General features: G+C 32.4%; 3 protein-coding genes, 1 tRNA gene and 1 riboswitch. All 4 genes read left to right on the top strand.

Features of this window, described 5'->3' with window-relative positions; genetic code table 11:
* The first annotated feature begins 70 nt into the window (after positions 1–70).
* Positions 71–1,027, top strand: coding sequence for an oxygen-dependent tRNA uridine(34) hydroxylase TrhO (trhO, locus tag ACL_RS05555; RefSeq protein ID WP_012243063.1), 957 nt, complete (start codon positions 71–73; stop codon positions 1,025–1,027).
* A 105-nt stretch (positions 1,028–1,132) separates the two neighbouring features.
* A tRNA-Cys gene (locus ACL_RS05550) sits at positions 1,133–1,207 on the top strand.
* 974 nt (positions 1,208–2,181) lie between these two features.
* Complete coding sequence (locus ACL_RS05540; RefSeq protein WP_012243061.1) at positions 2,182–3,030, top strand: AraC family transcriptional regulator; 849 nt, start codon at positions 2,182–2,184, stop codon at positions 3,028–3,030.
* A gap of 344 nt (positions 3,031–3,374) precedes the next feature.
* A riboswitch (cyclic di-GMP riboswitch) is annotated at positions 3,375–3,450 on the top strand.
* Positions 3,451–3,533: 83 nt separating this feature from the next.
* Positions 3,534–20,351 (top strand): InlB B-repeat-containing protein, encoded by a 16,818-nt coding sequence (locus ACL_RS05535; protein WP_041634231.1) that lies wholly within the window; start codon positions 3,534–3,536, stop codon positions 20,349–20,351.

The raw sequence follows: 20,351 nt of genomic DNA, 5'->3' as shown, positions 1-20,351 counted from the left end.
TCTTTTGTAAGACATACCACAATTATGTATAATAAACCGGTAAATGAATGAACAAAAAAGGAAGATTTAAATGCAAAAAAATTATAGAGTGCTTCTTTATTATAAGTATACAGCCATTGAAAACCCAGAAAAGTTTAAAGATGAGCATTTAGCTTATTGTAAGAGCCAAGATTTACTAGGGCGTATTTTAGTTTCTAGTGAAGGTATTAATGGTACCTTATCAGGTACATTTGAACAAACAGAAAACTACATGGATTATTTAAAAAGTCTTCAAGGTTTTGAAGATATCTTCTTTAAAATTGATGAAGTAGATGCACACGCATTTAGTAAAATGCATGTACGTGTTAAAAAAGAATTAGTGAACTTAAGTTTAGAAGATGATGTGAACCCACTTGAAATTACAGGTAAGTATTTAGAACCTATTGAGTTTTATCAAAAACTACAAGATCCAAATACAGTAGTTATTGACGCTAGAAATGACTACGAGTTTGATTTGGGTCACTTTAGAGGGGCAATCAAACCTGAAATTAAAAACTTTAGAGATTTACCAGACTGGATTAGAGAAAACAAAGATCAATTTAAAGACAAGGAAATTCTAACATACTGCACCGGTGGTGTAAGATGTGAGAAGTTTAGCGGCTGGTTAATTAAAGAAGGTTTTAATGTGGCAGGTCAATTGCATGGTGGTATCCACAACTATGGTACAAGTAAAGATACTGAAGGCAAACTTTGGGATGGTAAAATGTATGTATTTGATGAACGTATTGCAGTGGATATCAATAAACACGAGCATGTCGTAGTTGGTAGAGATTACTTTACAAACGAACCATGTGAACGATATATTAACTGTGGAAATCCAGAGTGTAATAAACAAATACTTGCAAGTGAAGCATCTGAAGAAAAATATTTAGGATCATGTTCACATGCTTGTAGAATTCATCCAAATAATCGCTATGTTAAAAAACATAATCTAACAACAGATTTTGTTTTACAACATATAGCTTCAAATTTAGAAACTCAAATATAAAAGAAGAACAACCTACTAAATGTGTGAAACTAGTCTCTCCCATTTGTAGGTTGTTTTTATCATTGACATTTACGTTTTCAAAACGTATAATATAATAGCGTGTTTGGCCCCGTAGCCAAGCGGTAAGGCATGGGTCTGCAAAACCTTGACGCGTCGGTTCAAATCCGATCGGGGCCTCCAAAGAAATCTTTAATTGGTAGCAAAAAACTACCAAATAATACCAAATTATGCCCTTTTAGGGCATTTTTTATTAAAAAAGGGCTATCGATGACATTTTAAATTGGCGCCAATAGTCCTAAACAATATTTGTTTATTAAAAATTCTATGCTCGTGATAAGTGATTGAAGCACTTGAATAAAAGTCCGTGATAAGTGATTGAACCATATCTAAAAAATTAGAGAACAATATAATATTTAATTTCTTTCATTAGATTGCCTATCTTAATTGATATGGTCGAATGAGTAACGAAATAATTAATTGACTCAAGATTAACCAAAGAGAGTTTTATTTCAAAAGTTAATGCATCAATAATTTTAACTTTATCAATGATATTTTTAAATTCATCAATAGAGTGATTACTCTTGAAGTTCTTAATCCTTTTAACATAATTAGGGAGTATCTTTTTACTATTTAACAATGAAACTTTATTTGATAATAGAGTTTTTTTATTGTGAGAAGTATCTTCTGATGCATCTGAATATAGCATCAATGAATCAACAAATGATATAATAACTACAAAGAACATAAAGTACAAGAAAATGGTATTAATTCAATTTAATTTGATCGTACGACAATAATTTTTGGTAGTGTCAAGAATACTTTCTCAATAATACAAATGAATACTTCATAAGTTCAATAACATGAGTGTATGACGTCTCAAATAGGAAAATGGTATACTTGCATGGGTAATAGATATGCAAAAGTAAATATGAAAAAATCAATAAAACGAGATTCATACCAACGAACTGCTTATTTCCTATTGTTTTCTTACCACTCAAATTAAAAATCAAACTCTAAAAAACTCATCATTCTTTCTTATATTTTATGGTTATTATTTTTGAAGATAAAAGTATACTTTAATTAGTTGGATTCGACTAAAAAAGTCATAAAAAGGCGAGTAATAAAATTGCCAGATTAATATAATATAGGTGGAGATGATAGAAGTGGATTGGATTAAACAGTTAAATGCATCAATTGAATATATTGAAAAAAATTTAGATGGAAGTATTTCGAGTCAGCAATTATCTGAAATTATGATGTGTTCATTTGAGAATTTTCAAAAAGTTTTCTCATATATTTCTGGAAAGACTCTAGGCGTCTATATTAGAGAAAGAAGACTATCAAAAGCAGGTATTGAACTTTTAGAATCTAATGAAAAAATTATCGATTTTGCTATTAAGTATGGATATAGTTCACAAGATGCATTTACTAGAGCCTTTAAAACATTTCATGGATGTTTGCCATCAGAGGTAAGAAAAAATATAGTACAACTTAATTTAACTCCTAAACTATCATTCCAAATAAAAATTATAGGAGAAGAACAAATGAACTACCGAATTGAAGAATTAAGTGGATTTAAAGTTTATGGAAAAGAGTTTGATATTTTAACAGAAAACGCATTTGAAGAAGTACCAAAGATGTGGAAAACGGTTAAAAAAGATGGAACAATGGAAACACTAATGGGTATGATAACTAATTTAAAACCGTGTGGTATCCTTGGTATTGCTGCTAATGGACAATGGGGTAAGTCAAGAGAAATGAAATATATTGTGGGAGTTACCAAAGAGGATGATCCGCAAGTAGATAATTTTAAAGCTATAGATTTTCCTAAATCAACATGGGTTGTATTTAATGTTGAGAAAAAGGTACATGTAAAAAAAACATATCAAGATTTTTATAGTATTTGGTTACCTAATTCTGAATACAAGTTAGCAGATCTTCCTGTTATTGAAGCTTATGGTGCAGATAATACCCAAGAGATATGGTTTGCAATTCATAAATAAAGCATTAATCCAATAACTACAATTTATGAATTCCCAAATAGGGAAATGGTATACTTATATGGGTATTAGATAGGCAAAACCAAGTAAATAGTGGAAATAAGGAAAAGGGGTAAAATAATTTATGAAATTAATCAAAACAAAAAAAATTTTCTCTAATAATTTTATCAATATTATTAACAGTAGTTTCCTAGATATTGCAAATAAGTGTGGTGAATTGTAGTAAAAATAAGCTGAATAGCTAATTATCATCGGAAAAATAATAAACAATGGTTAATAAGGTCGTCAAATTATAGTTTTACTTGTTTAAGATTGATAGCTTTGTTATAATTAACTCATACATCCAAATTAATATTTGGCAAACTATATGAAAATATAGGGCGCAAAACTATAGGGCCTTGAAAATGGTAGCCAGCTGCATAATGAAGATAAATTTTTTTAACTATTTATAACCATGTGTAGCATACATGGTTTTTTTTAATTATTAGGATGAAGAGGTACTATATTTGAAAAGTATAAGAGTTAAAAAAAATATAGCAATTTGCTTAGTTATCTTATGTTTAACGTCATTAATAATTCTTTTAAATCAACCAAATCAGTCACCTGAAGTCAATGAAGAAAAAATTACTATTAGTTATAGAACGCCATATGGTGCGTCTATTTTTATGGCAGAAGGCCAAGATGGAACCGAGACAAATCCTTATATCATCAGTAATGCTGAAGATATGAATGCTTTATCTCAGGCTGTCTTAGCAGGGAATACATTTGCTGGTAAAGTTATTGTAGTATCGTCAACGGTCAATGAAATTGGATTAGGCAATTTTATTCCAATAGGATCACCGACTAAACCGTTTGCTGGAACGTTTGATGGTTTCGGTGTCAAGTTTATATTAAACATTAATAGACCTGAAAGTGATTATCAAGGTCTTTTTGGCTATGTAAATGGTGGTGTGATTGAAAACTTATCTGTAAGTGGTAGAGTTTTTGGTAAATCATATGTTGCTGGTATTGCTGGATTCCATACAAATAGTAGAATACTAAATGTTTACAATGAAGCGTTTATAAATGGTGCACTAAATTATGTCGGTGGCATTACGGGTCAAACCTACTATAATGGTATATTAGATTACGCCTATAATACAGGTGAAATCATAGGTGGTACGTATGTTGGTGGTATAACGGGTGGTATTTATGCAGCATATACAAATAATAGTTATTTAAGACATGTTTATAGTAGGGGTAAAGTAGCGGGTAAAGGATCTGTTGGTGGTGTATATGGAGTAGCCTCAGGTGGTAGTTACCTTGGTCTCACAAACGCTTATTACGATGTTATCGTAATCGCTAATTATTATCAACCGGAAGGGTATGTTAAACCATCTAGCCTAGAAACCACAGCACATGCAAAAAATAGTCAACAACTTTATGATATGGATTCTAAATCACTTCATGGAGACTATTGGCATTTTGAACCTAGGACTGAGGGATTTGGATTCTATCCTCAATTAAAATATTTTATTAATCATCCTAACGACACGCTAGCTTATAAGAAAAACAGCTCAATTCAATCTGTTAAGGTGGATATTACTGACGGAATAGGGACACAAAGTTTTCCGTTTATTATCTATAATGAAGAAGACTTTATCGAACTTAATAACAAAGTCAAAAACGGGAATACCTTTGAAGGGTTCTATTTTAAGGTAGCAGATGGTGTAACAAGATTCGTCTTTGAAGATTACGAACCCATTGGAACACCAACAAAGAGATTTTATGGAACGTTTGATGGAAATAACGCAGAGTTTCATATAAATACCTTAGATACTACAAAAGATTACCAAGCACTGTTTGGTTATTTTGGTGTTGGTGTGATAAGAAACTTATATGTTACAGGATCTGTTAAAGGAAATGATTATGTATCAGGTGTTGTGGCATACCAAGTTAGTGGTACTGTAGAAAACGTCTATAACCTAGCAAGTATAGAAGGAAGACACTACACCGGTGGTGTTGTAGGTTACATGACAGGTGCAACCGTACAACGCGTATATAACCACGCTAAAGTAACATCCACAGGAAACTATGTAGGTGGTGTAGTCGGGGCTGCAGGATTACAAAGTCATATCTATAATACTTATAATAGAGGTGAAGTTATTGGAGCAGATTTAGTGGGTGGTATTGTTGGACAAATACTAGCAAGCTACCAAAATAACTCCAATATTAGATATAACTATAATGCAGCGTATGTATCGTCTAAATCGAGAGTTGGTGGGGTCTATGCCTCAGCAAGTGGAAGTTATTTAACAGACACCAATAACTATTACGATACATCCATCCTTACAGATTTTGACCCAGGTTTAGGTTATAACAAACCAGGCACAACAAATATTGCACAAGGTAAAACCTCAGACTTCTTACTGTTTAGTGAACTCGTTACTCTAGGGTATAACGCAGCGATTTGGGAGTTAAAAGCAAAATCAGGGGATTATGCATATTATCCACAACTAAAAATATTTACAACCAATCCAAATGTGGAAATTAAACTCGATTCCATAGATTCAGTAAAAATGGATGTATCTTATGGATTCGGTACAAAGACAACCCCGTTTTTAATAAAGACAGAACAAGACATGCATGATTTATCACTGGCAGTGTCTAAAGGAAATACTTATTTAAATTATCATTTTAAAGTCGATGCAGGTTTAACTGAATTTGATTTAGGAAACTTTATTCCAATTGGATCACCAACTAAACCATTTTTAGGTTCATTTGATGGAAATGGTGCAAACTTTATATTGGATATTAATCGACCAGATAGTGATTACCAAGGTTTATTTGGTTATCACACAACAGGTGTGATAGAAAACTTATCGGTATCTGGAAGTGTAACTGGTAGAAATTATGTATCAGGTATTGTAGGGTATCATACAGGAAGCCGAGTACAAAATGTATATAATACAGCAAACATCACAGGTACTGAAAACTATGTCGGTGGTATTACCGGTCAAACCTACTATAATGGTATATTAGATTACGCCTATAATATAGGTGAGATTATTGGTGGTACTTATGTCGGTGGTATTACTGGTGGTATTTATGCAGCATATACAAATAATAGTTATTTAAGACATGTTTATAGTAGAGGTAAAGTAGCGGGTAAAGGATCTGTTGGTGGTGTATATGGAGTAGCCTCAGGTGGTAGCTACTTAGGACTTACCAATTTATATTACGATGTTATCGTAATCGCTAATTATTATCAACCAGAAGGGTTAATCAAACCATCAAGTTTAGAAACAGCATTACACGCAAAAAATACGAGCCAAATGATTCAAGGTAGTGCACTCTTACCTAATACACACTTTTACTTTGAAGAAAAAACGGATGAGTTAGGGTATTACCCACAACTCAAAGTATTTAGTCAAAATGAAGTAGCAACAACTAAAACTAGATCTAAAGAGTCAGTCACATTAGATATTAAAGATGGTATGGGTACATCGGATATGCCGTTTATTATCTATAATGAAGAAGACTTTATCGAACTTAATAACAAAGTCAAAAACGGGAATACCTTTGAAGGGTTCTATTTTAAGGTAGCAGATGGTGTAACAAGATTCGTCTTTGAAGATTACGAACCCATTGGAACACCAACAAAGAGATTTTATGGAACGTTTGATGGAAATAACGCAGAGTTTCATATAAATACCTTAGATACTACAAAAGATTACCAAGCACTGTTTGGTTATTTTGGTGTTGGTGTGATAAGAAACTTATATGTTACAGGATCTGTTAAAGGAAATGATTATGTATCAGGTGTTGTGGCATACCAAGTTAGTGGTACTGTAGAAAACGTCTATAACCTAGCAAGTATAGAAGGAAGACACTACACCGGTGGTGTTGTAGGTTACATGACAGGTGCAACCGTACAACGCGTATATAACCACGCTAAAGTAACATCCACAGGAAACTATGTAGGTGGTGTAGTCGGGGCTGCAGGATTACAAAGTCATATCTATAATACTTATAATAGAGGTGAAGTTATTGGAGCAGATTTAGTGGGTGGTATTGTTGGACAAATACTAGCAAGCTACCAAAATAACTCCAATATTAGATATAACTATAATGCAGCGTATGTATCGTCTAAATCGAGAGTTGGTGGGGTCTATGCCTCAGCAAGTGGAAGTTATTTAACAAACACAAACAACTACTATGAAGTCACCATGTTAAGAACCTTTACACCATTATCAGGGTATGTTAAACCAAGTGATGCATTAGGTGGCCAAGGTCTTGATAAAGCAACCATGTTTAATGATCAAATGCTGACAAGAGGTTTTAATTTAAACACATGGACTTTTAAAGAAATTGAAGGCAATTATGCATATTTTCCTCAATTAAAATATTTTGCAGAAAATGCAAATGAACATGTTGTAAATGATTCAATTATTTCAACAAGAACTAATCCATTTACTGGTGATGGTACAAAAGAAAGTCCATATTTAATTAGAAATGTAGATGATATGGTAATACTTTCACACTCTATATCACATGAATATGATGCACTTGGTAAATACTATATCGTTGCACCAAATGTATTTGAAATGAATTTAGTTGGAACAAACTATAAACCAATTGGTCAAGATGTACCATTTAAGGGTCACTTTGATGGTGACTATACACACTTTATCATTGAACTTGATATGATGGATAAAAACTATGTTGGTCTATTTGGTCAACTTTCATCAGGTGCATCCATTTCAAATTTATCAGTTTCAGGAACTATAAAAGGTAATAACTACGTTGGTGGTGTTGCTGGTAAAAATGATGGACAAATAGAAAATGTCTATGCGAAGGTTCATGTTACAGGTAACCAAAATGTTGGTGGTTTAGTAGGTTATAATAAGGGTAGTCTAGACACAATGTTTAGTACTGGAAATGTTACAGGTAGCCAAGGTGTTGGTGGTCTTGTAGGATTTAATGAAGGCACCATTCATGAAGGTTATTATGGTGGTAGGATCCATGGTCAAAACCATGTGGGTGCACTTGTAGGATTTAGTTCTAATGAACTCATTTCAAACTTAAATTATAATGGTACAATTATTTATTATGATGATATCTTAGATGGCTTTATTAAACCAAATAACGCTGTTGGAAATCTAATTGTATTTAATCACTTTAAAGTTGAAAAAGAAGCATTAACAGGTATAGAAGTATTTAGTCAAGAAGGTATTTTATTAAGTAATGATTTATGGAAGTTAAGCCCTACAAATGGCTTATATGATTACTATCCTCAATTAAAATCATTTGCAGAACATGCAAGTAGTGTGGTACGCACAAATGCACTCTTATATACAAGTGTAATTAGGTTTGCGAATGGATCTGGTTCTAAGTCAAACCCATATATCATTCGTCATGAAGCGGATATGAAGGCTTTATCAGACATCACTAAATCTAATAACTTAGATGGCATATACTTTAAGGTAATAGATGGTGTAAGTCTACTTGATTTAACGATAGAAGGTTTAGGGTTTGAACGTATTGGTCACAGTGCAAGCATCAATCAACAATTTAAAGGTGGATTTGATGGTAATGGTGTGACAATCCAAATTGAATTATTAAAAACTACAACAGATTACTTAGGTTTATTTGGTTATTTAGGTCAAAACGCAGAAGTTAAAAATATTGAAATTACTGGTAAAGTACATGGTAGAAATTATGTTGGTGCCCTTGCAGGTGAAATCAATGGTGCAAGTATATCTAATATTTTTAATCATGCAGAAGTTTTAGGTACAAGATATGTTGGTGGTTTAATTGGTTTAAGCACAAACTCCAATATAAATAATATCTATAATATGGCCAATGTTACTGCAATCTCAAGAGATATTGGTGGTATTATCGGTTTTAGTCAAACAAGTACAATTAGTAAAGTGTTTAACTTTGGACATATTAAAGGTGTTCAAGTAGTTGGTGGTATTGTAGGTTATCTATATAACGCTAATAATGTTTCTTATGTTTATAACAGAGGTATGGTTGAAGGTACAACAACAGCAACTTATATAGGTGGTATCACAGGTGCACACCGAAACGGTCAAATTTCTCAAGGTTATAGTGCTGGGGTCATTTTAGGTAAAAATACAGGTTATCTTGGTGGCTTGATTGGTCGTATTGAAGGTACAACCTTTGAATCAGATATTTATTATGATGCATCTATTATTGATTCCATCGTAGTCCCAACAGGATATAATGTACCAATTCAATCCATTGGCAACAAGCTCAATCAAGAACATATTAAAGGTTTAAGTAAAACAGAGATTGTCGGGCTTAAAGGACAATCTAATATGACACTAGATAGTAATGAATGGGTATTTATTGAAACAAATGGTGTTGAAGCTTTCTATCCACAATTAAAAGTATTTAGCACTCACCTAAGTGAGCGCGTTCAAAAAGACTCTATCGAGTCTGTTAAATCCTATGTTTTTGTAGGTGAAGGTAGTTTTGATGTTCCTTATGTAATTGTCAATAAATATGACATGGAAATACTTTCTAACTTAGTTTCTAGTGGTATAGATTTTGAAGGTATCTACTTTAAAGTTAAAGAAGATGTATCGGTTATCGATCTAACTTATGAAGTGAACTATAAACCTATTGGTTCAATCGCTACACAATTTAAAGGGTCTTTTGATGGTACGCATACGAATTTTGTTGTAAAGATGAATACTTCATCAAATTATCAAGGATTATTTGGTTATCTTGGAGATACTGCTCACGTCAAGAATTTAAGTGTATCTGGAAGTATCACTGGAAATAACTTTGTAGGATCTATTGCTGGTGTAAACTATGGTGTTATAGAAAATGTATTTACAACAGCAGATTTAGTAGGTAAAGATAATGTTGGTGGCATAACCGGCTCAAACCACGGAGAAGTTCGTGTAAGTTACGCAATTGGTAGTGTAAGAGGAAACGAACATATCGGTGGTATTTCAGGTAATAATACGGGCATTATTTCTGATGGATATGCATCTTCAAATATCTATGGGACATCCTATGTTGGCGGCATTGTAGGATCAAACGCTTCTGAGTTATATAATCTTTACTACAATGAATCTAAAATAGAGGTTAGCCCTGATATTACAGGATATTCAAAACCGTTTATTGCAACAGGAAATCAAGGTAATACAGATAGTGTCTATGGTGTTGTAAGTCACAAACTATACAGTGGTACCTTAGTATTTGAAAATGAATGGACATTTGAAAATAGTGTAGGTTTCTATGCATATTACCCACAAATTAAAGGTTTTTCAAAGAGTATATATAAACCAATTAAAGATTATTCTAAAGATAGTGTAACCATTAGTAAGTTTAATGAAGGTAGTGGAACTTTTGAAGATCCATATATCATTAGAACGCATTATGATATGGAATCTGTAAGTCAAATGATTGGGGCACGTTATAGCTTGTTAAATACTTACTTTAAAGTAGCAAGTGATGTAGACTATATTGATTTAACCTTATTAGATATACCTTATGTACCAATTGGTAATAGCAGTGTCAATTTCCAAGGTTCATTTGATGGCCAAGGTGTCAAATTTAATATTAACTTAAATAACAACTTTGAATACCAAGGTTTATTTGGTGTTATTGGATCAAACGGTTATGTGAAGAATGTCAGCGTTGAAGGTAGTATTAAGGGTACTAACTTTATTGGTGGTATATCAGGTAGAAACTATGGAATCATTGAAAATAGTTATAACCTAGCTCATATTACAGGTACTAACTATATTGGTGGTATATCAGGTTATGCAAATCATGACATCATAAACACATTTAATACAGGAAATATACAATCAACTGGTGTCTATGTAGGTGGTATTACAGGTGGTATTGTAAGAAATAGAATGATTAAAAACGCCTATAACGTTGGTAATATTCATTCTACTTTAAGTACATCACTAAGAGGTACAGGTGGTATCGCAGGTTATTTAGGTGGTAACTTATATAACGTCTATCAAGCAAGTCCAATCACCTCTGAAAGAAGTGGTTATATTTCAGGTTTATATGGTAGAACAGATGGTGTGAGTGTCATAGAAAATGCCTACTTTGCCATTGAACCTATCTTAAATGATACAAGTGGATACTTTAAACCATCCACTATCGGTCCAAATGCAGTGTATAAAAATCAATTAACATCTGAACAGTTATTTGTAACATTTGAAACAGGTGTCTTTGTATCAAGACAAAGTCAAGCATTTGATGCATTCTATCCTCAACTAAAAGTATTTGAAACATCATCTAAATCACACATTACAACTGATTCAAGAAACTCTGTAATGCATCCACTTCTTTATGGTGAAGGTACTTCAATAAACCCTTATTTAATATATAGCAGTTATGACTTACGTGGATTAGGTATTGCAGTTAAAGATGGTCTAGATACTATCGATCAAGTCTATAAAGTCTATCAAGATGCAATTATTGATTTTGAACCAATTAAAAACTTATATGAACCAATTGGTACATATAGTAATCCATTTAAGGCTACATTTGATGGAAGTAATCAAACTATAAACTTAAAAATAGAAAACCCAAATAAGGATTATCAAGGGTTGTTTGGTGTTGTATCAGAAGATGCACTGATTAAAGATCTTCTACTCGAAGGAGAAGTACAAGGTAAACATTACGTTGGAGCACTTGCGGGTAGATTAAATGGTGTTGTTTCTAATATTTACATTAAAGATATGGTCGTAACTGGTCATGATTATGTTGGTTTATTAGCAGGAGATAGCCAAATAACTGAATTATTAAATATTAGCTTAAAGGGCGTAGTAGAAGGATTAAGTTATGTTGGTGGTATGATAGGACACAGTCAAACAATCACTGCAAATGCTACATATTTTATGGGCTCAATTTATGCATCTAGTAACTATGTTGGTGGGTTAATTGGTTATATTGAAACCGAATCTATTCTAACGAATGTCTTTTCAAGTGGTGTAATTCATGCCTCTAAATCAAACTATGTTGGTGGCTTATTTGGTCACTTTAAAGGGAGTTTGGAACATGCATACGCAACCACTTCAATTACTGCAAATAGTTATGCAGCAGGTATAGCTGCAATCCATGAAGGTGAAATAAATGAAATTTTCTATAGTGGCCAGTTATCTGCAAATAGCTATGCTGCTGGTATTGTAGTAGAAAATAAGGGACTTATTTCAAATGCATATTATAATTCAACAGAAATAGAAAATATGAAACAATTAGATTCAAATAAATTAGTAAAACATGCCATTTATAATGTAGAAGACAGCGCACATGTAAGTGCTAGGACATTAAGTGAAATGACATTTATCTATAGTTTAGGTGATGATATTACACAAATGAACTTTGATCAAAGTTTATATCAAACCAAACAAGGAACAGATTTTACAACCTACTTCCCAGAACTATATATATTCATTGATCATGCATATAATGTTTTTGTAGAAGATTCACTAGAAAGTATTACGTATAATAAGTTAGAAGGTTTAGGAACAAAGTTAAATCCATATCTTATTTATGATGGTTACGACATGATGATCATTGGTGATTATGTTAGAGATGGCCATGAGTTCGTTGGTAAATATTTTGAAGTAGCACCGAAAGTTACGCAAATTGATTTAACCTTAGAAGATCTAGGTTATACTCCAATTGGTTCAAATGAATATAACTTTGGTGGTATCTTTGATGGTAAACAAGCTAGATTTATTATTGAACTTTCAACAAATTCAGAATATCTTGGTATCTTCCACACAATCGGTGAAACAGCTAAAGTATCTAACATGGTCATTACTGGTAATATTCGTGGACATGCATATTTAGGTGGTTTAGCAGGTAGAAACTTAGGTACAATAGAAAATATTTATAATCATGCACATATTACTTCTACACTGGGTAATGATATTGGTGGTATTGTAGGATTTAACCAAGGTACAATTAAACGTGTAACTAACCAAGGAAAAATAACATCCAATGGATCATATACAGGTGGTATTACAGGTCAAAATGATGGTGTAATTATGGATGCCTATAATAGAAATGATGTTACTGGATTTAGTAACGTTGCCGGTATTACAGGACATAATATGGGTGAAATTTCTAATAGTTATAACAGCGGTCATATTCTTGCAAAAGATAGTATTGCTGCTGGTATTGCTGGTACTAATAGTTCTATTATCTATCAAGTATTTAATAGTGGACAGATTATTGCTACAAACCAAAATGCCGCTGGTATTGTTGGTAACTTTAGTGCTGGTAATTTAAGTGAAGCTTATAACGCTGGTATGATTTTAAGTAAAAAAGGTCAAGCTGCAGGTATTGTTGCTTATATGAACACAGGTTCAATTTCTAGTGTCTACCAATTTGGTGAAATCTATAGTGTTGAAGACATTGGTATTATTATCGGTTTCATTGAAAACGGTAATTTATCATCCATTTATTATGATATAGATGTCACCAACCAAAGCGATTTATCAGGTTACAAAAAACCTCAATATCCAGTAGGTAATAAAACTAGTGATGTAAGAACAAACGGGTTATACCACGGTCAAATGATTGGTATGCACGCTTTATCAGTTACTAACATGAACCTTGCAAACCCTAATAAATACAAAATGTTACCAAGTTTAATTTCTACATCATTCTATCCACAATTTACTGTGTTTTCTAACAGTAGTTTTGACTACGTTAGAGAAGACTCTTTAAAATCCGTTGAAACACATACATTCATTGTTGGTGATGGTAGCATGGTAAATCCTTACCTCATTAGAAATGAAAGTGACTGGTTAGCACTAGCTGATAGTACAACCAATGGTAATTCCTATAAAGGTGTTTATTTTGAAGTAAGTAGCGATATAGATGAACTTAACTTTGTAGATCATCCGTCCAACTATAAATTTGCACCTGTAGGAACAAAAGATAAACCATTTAGTGGTATTTTAGATGGGAAAGGTATCAATGTTAGAGTACATGTATCTAATCAACTAGACTATCAAGCATTATTTGGTCATATAGGTACAACCGGTGAAGTTAGAAATATTAGTGTATCAGGTCATATTTCAGGTAGAAATTCTGTATCTGGCATTGCTGCAATCAATGATGGCGTCATTGAAAATGTTTATAATCAGGCAGTGATTGTGGGGAACCAATATGTAGCTGGTATTGCAGCTACAAATAATGGTGTCATCAAAAATGTATACAATAAAGGTAAAGTTACAGGTAGTGATTATGTAGCTGGTTTAACTGCATACTTAAATGGAACACTATACAACAGTTATAACACTGGCGTTATCTATGGTAAGAATCATATAGGTATGTTAGTAGGGTTCTACCATACAGGAAGTATTCATAATAGTTACTTTGATGTAACCTTATTAGGTGCATACCGAAATACTACAACACACACGAAACCACTAGGTGCGGTCGGTTCATCCTTTAATGGTGATAATGTTAAAGGACTAGATCATAGATTCATGATTGGACAAAATGTATTTGGTGCAAGTTCTAACCAAATGAATTTTGTAAGCCCCTTAGATCATTGGTCAACCAATTATAACTTAAATGAACTCAATGAAAATTATCCACAGTTAAAAGTATTTGCTCAAGATAGTAGAGCACACATTCAAGCACTATCTAAAGAAAGTACATACAATAGACTATACACAGTAACATTTGAAGAACTTAATGAAACAACAAATGAAAATCTACAATATGTATTAGACAATGAACACTATCAATTATATGTACCAACATACTTTGGATATAACTTCTTAGGTTGGTATTATGATCAAGATGGTATAGAGATTCAACTTACTAATAAATCGGGTCAAAGTATCCAAGTATTTAACGAAGAAAAAGACATTGAAGTCTATGCTAAATGGGAAGAAGCATATCACTTAGTACAGTTTATAGATGGCAACAATAAAGTAATTCATGAAGAAGAAATTAGACATGGACAATATGTTCAACAACCAGACGGGTTAATTCCATTAAAGAATAAAAATGCATTATATGTTTATGAATATATGCGCTGGATATTTGATTTTAATGGTACTCAAATTTTAAAACCAACTCAAATACGTGCAGAGTATCATCAAATGGATAGATACTATACAATTAATTATTATGACGGTGATGGTCATTTGTTTGAGCGTCAAAAAGGTGAATATAATCAATATATTCAACCTACAAGTAAAATACCTACAAAAACTTATGATACTTATGCGTATCACTTTGAAGGTTGGGATTATAACTTTAATGTAGTAATTACTGAGTCAATGGATATTCATCCAATCTTTACACCAGTTCAAAGATATTATGAAATTAAATTCTATAACTTTGATGGTATGCATATAGAAACAAAAATGGGTGAGTATTTATTTAGTGTAGAACCACCAAGTGTATTACCTATTAAGGCTCAAACACCTGAATTCAAATATGAATTTAGTGGTTGGGATAAAGATATTTCAAGTATTACAACAAGTATGGATGTAATTGCACAGTTCAAAGAAGTTAGAAGAAGTTATACAGTAAACTTCTTTAATGGTGATGGTAGTATTTTATCTAGTCAACAAGTACTATATGGTGATATGGCTGCACATCCAAGTGAGGTGCCAACTCAAGCACCAGCAGGCAATGATGCCTATAAGTTTGATGGTTGGATAGAAGATTATGCTTATATTACAGAAAACTTAAATGTAAGACCTAAATTCATTAGAGTAGATAGATATTATGAAGTATCGTTTTACGATGCCTTTGGCAAAATCATTGATAAAGTACAAGTTGTTGAATATTTAAATAGTGCAGTTCAACCAATAAATAATCCAACCAAACCATCAAGTGTATCTGAAATTTATACATTTGATGGTTGGGATCAAGATTTTACTGTTATTACGGGAAATCTAGAAATATATCCTGTGTTTAAATCAAGTCCAAGAACTTACCAAGTAACATTTATGATTGATCAAGATACAGTTTATAAGACTGTAGAAACCGAGTATGGTAAAACAGCTATATTACCAGAAGGTATACCATTTAAAGAAGGTACAAAAGAAATTGGTTATAAGTTTATCTCTTGGGGTGCAAATTATAAAAATATTACCTCAGATACTTTAGTATATGCAAACTACCAAGAAGTAGCTGGACAATACTTAATTACCTTTACAGATGGTGCAACCATCTTAAATACACAATATGTATTATATGGAAAAGATGCAGTAGCACCAGATTTAACAACTTACCTAAAGGATCATCCAAATCAAGCTACAGGCTATGAATATTACTTTATATCTTGGAGTAGCACACTAGACTTTATTACAGCAGAAAAGACAATTAACTTAAATAAGGGATCACGTTTAATTAGTTATGAAGTCACACTTATTAATGGTGATGAAACAACCAAAATACAAGTTGGTTGGGGTCAAAATGTCACATTCCCAGTAGGTTATAAAACTAGTACAAATCAAATTAAATATACATTTGTCGGTTGGGATAATAACGGCTTAGCAGTTAAAGAAAATCGCACCATTAAAGCATTATTTGATGAAACATATCTTTATTATGAAGTTAGATTCTATGATAAATTTAATAATTTAATTAAACTACAAGAGGTAGCACCAGGATCAAATGCTCTAGCGCCTGCTGTAGATATAATTGACCAACAAAATGGTACACTACTCATCTTTAATCGATGGGATAAGGACTTTACAAATGTTGAAGAAAACTTAAATGTTTATGCAATTTATGATACAGTCAATGATTCCTTTACCGTTAACTTCTATGATGCATTTAACAAAATCATCTCCTCACAAATAGTGAAATATAATGAGGCAGCAACTGAACCAAATGCACCTTCAAAAATTATTGATGGTCCATATGCATATGAATTTATTGGTTGGAGTGAAGATTTTTCTAATGTGAAATCTAATCTAGACATTTATCCTGAATACGAAGAAAAAGAAATCACATTTACCGTAAACTTTTTTGATGGTGATAACAGATTAATAAAAACTGATTACGTGAAATACGGACTGGATGCTATAGCACCTAGTGTTGCTACTAAAACACCAACACAAAACATCTTCTACATCTTTGATGGTTGGAAAACAAGCTATTCAGGTGTTACAAAGAATTTAGATATTGAAGCTAAGTTTATTGAAGTACCAAGATACTATACTGTCAATTTCTTTGATAAAGACGATAACATTATCAACACACAAATCATTGAATATGGACAAGATGCAAAAGATCCAAGGTTTATGGAAGGATTTAATCCGATTATTTCATACTTGGAAAATGATCAAGTACTAGTTATTAGTGGATGGGATCAAGATCTAATAAATGTTAGAGAAAATAGAACTATTTATGCACTATATAGTGAGGTAAATAGATACTATGAAGTTAGATTCTATGATGCATTAAATAACCAAATTGGTGATACGCAAATCATCGAATATGGTTCTAAGGCATTTGAGCCAACTACTCCAATTAAGGTAAGTCCAAATCCTGATTTCTTCTTTCTGTTTACAGGATGGTCCGAACCATCTAATTATGTTACAGAGAACTTAGAAATCTATCCAACCTATAATTATGTAAAAACAACCTATCAAGTCACATTCTTAGATGGCAATGGAAATGTCTTCGATGAACAAACAATTAGTTATGGACAAAGTGCTATAACACCAAATGGTATACCTTCTAAAACACCAACAGATGATGTATCTTACGTCTTTAAATCATGGGATGTAAACTATGATGTTGTTACAAGTGATTTAATTGTTAGACCAATATTTGATATGGTTACAAGACAGTACTTAGTTATCTTTAAAAACGATAAAGGTATTATCATTAAAGAAGAATTAGTAAATAAAGGCAGTAGTGCTAAAGCACCAGATGTACCAATATTAGAAAGTGATAACTATTATCACTACATGATACGTTGGAGTGTCAAATTTGATAATGTTACAGAAGATATTGTAACAGAACTATATTATGAAAAGATCGAACGTATTTATACATTAACATTTTATGATTATGATACTACAACAATTATTAGCACCATCACTGCAACCTATGGTCAAGTGATTATGGCACCAAGTGGTCCAATAAAACCAGCAGATAGACAATTTAGCTATGAATTTATAAGTTGGAATCCAGTATTTAATGAAGTTGTTACATCAGATGAGAATTATTATCCATATTATGAAGAACACTTAAGAGTTTACATAGTAACCTTCTTAGATGGTAACGGAAATGTATTTGATGAGCAAGAAGTTTATTATGGTGCTACTCCTAAAATGCCTTTAAATACACCAACAAAAGATCCAAACAAACAATATTATTACACTTTTAGAATGTGGGAAACTTTAACAGTTAAAGTGTATGAAGATATTACAATTAAAGCAATTTTTTACAATCATTTACAAGAATATGAAGTCACATTTATTGATGAATTTGGTCATGTCATTGAAAAACAAATGGTCAAATACGGTGAAGGTGCTGTAGAACCAAATACTGATGACATACCAGTAAAATCATCAACAACAAGTACAGTTTATGTATTCTCTGGTTGGGATAAGACATTTAGTTTTATTACAGAGGACTTAATTGTACAAACTCAGTACTTAGGTACACCAAGGAAGTTTATTTATACATTCTATGATGATGATCAAACAACCATCCTAAAACAAATTGTAGGTGCCTATGGGGACCCAATTATAGAACCAAATGTAGTCAACAAACCAGGTGGTGAAGGTTTTGATTATGCATTTGATGGTTGGGATAAGGTAGTTCCTGAAATTCTAACAGAGCATATGATCTTTGTTGCACGTTATAAAGAAGTGTATAAAGAATATAAAGTGACTCTGTTTGATGGTAATGGTGCTTTATTTAAAACACTGACTGTTTTACATGGACAAACATTAATACCACCAACTGAAATACCAAGTAAATTGCCAACAATGCAATACACATTCGTGTTTAGTCATTGGGTGATTAAAGGAAGTACTACCGTATTTAATATCTTTGAAGAATCGGTCACACAAGATATCCAACTTGAAGCAGCATTTAATCAAGAGATAAGACTATATGTTGTTACTTATATGTCCGGTGAAGAAGTACATGAAGAAGTTATTGTCCCTTATAATGGACGTCCTATTATTCCTTCAGATCCTGAAAAACCAGGTTACAGATTTACAAACTGGGATAAACACATTGATAGAGTCACAGGTGATATGACAGTTCATGCGGTCTTTGTTGCAGGAAGATATAACATTATCTTTAATGATGGTTATAACGAAGGTGATGAAGTCATTGTGGAAGGTTCAATGACACCAATGACGGTAAACTTTGATGATAATGTTGTACTAACGGATCTTGGTTATGTAAGAAAAGGTTATGACTTTATGGGCTGGATTGTTGATGGTAATGTCTTACCATCATATGGTGATGGCGATTCATTTACATATAATAATGTTGGTAGTTTAGTTTTAACAGCATACTGGCAACCAATAAGTTATGGTATAAGCTACGACTTAAATGGTGGGCTTGCAATCAACCCAACAATGTATACCATTGAAGACTACATCAGATTTAATCAAGCAAACAAAAATGGTTATAAGTTTGTTGGTTGGTACATGGTAGAACAAGATGAAACATCACAAGACATGCGCCAAATGGCAAGACGTCAAGCAAATATTTTAGCAAATGAAGATCTTGGAACCTATATTGAAGAAATAAAACCAAATACAGTTATAGGTAGTATTAAATTAACTGCCGTTTATGAATACGACAGTTATATTAAACTTAAACCAGAAAGTATGCTTGGTATGTTCCATGCAGAAGTAACAAGTGTTATACCAATTGAAGAAAGAAATTATTATGACGAAACCAATCCAATTTACTTGATGGGTGTATTCCAAAATCAAACTTGGGCAAACCTGAAGGAAAACTTCGTTAATAAAGAACTTTACTTCTTAGATAAAAATGGTAAAGAATTAACAGATCAAGATATAGTTGCTAGTGGACGTATGATAGTTATTAAAGATAGTAATGGAAATATTACGGATAGAGTACATGTTGTACTTAAAGGTGATATTAACGGCGATGGAAGAGTGAATGTTATGGATCAAACCACACTAATTAACCACTTGAATCGTAAACAACCAATCTTATTATCCAATCTACTAGCCGCAGACACTACAGGCGATGGGAAGATTAATGTATTAGATCAAACCGCATTAATTAACCATTTAAATTCGAAAACCCCTTTTTGGGACAAAAATCAAACAACCACGATGAATTTAGGTGAATAA

Origin of the sequence: Acholeplasma laidlawii PG-8A (genome assembly GCF_000018785.1) — a bacterium.
Taxonomy (GTDB): Bacteria; Bacillota_I; Bacilli_A; order Acholeplasmatales; family Acholeplasmataceae; genus Acholeplasma; species Acholeplasma laidlawii.
This window is presented reverse-complemented; position numbering and strand designations above follow the sequence as displayed.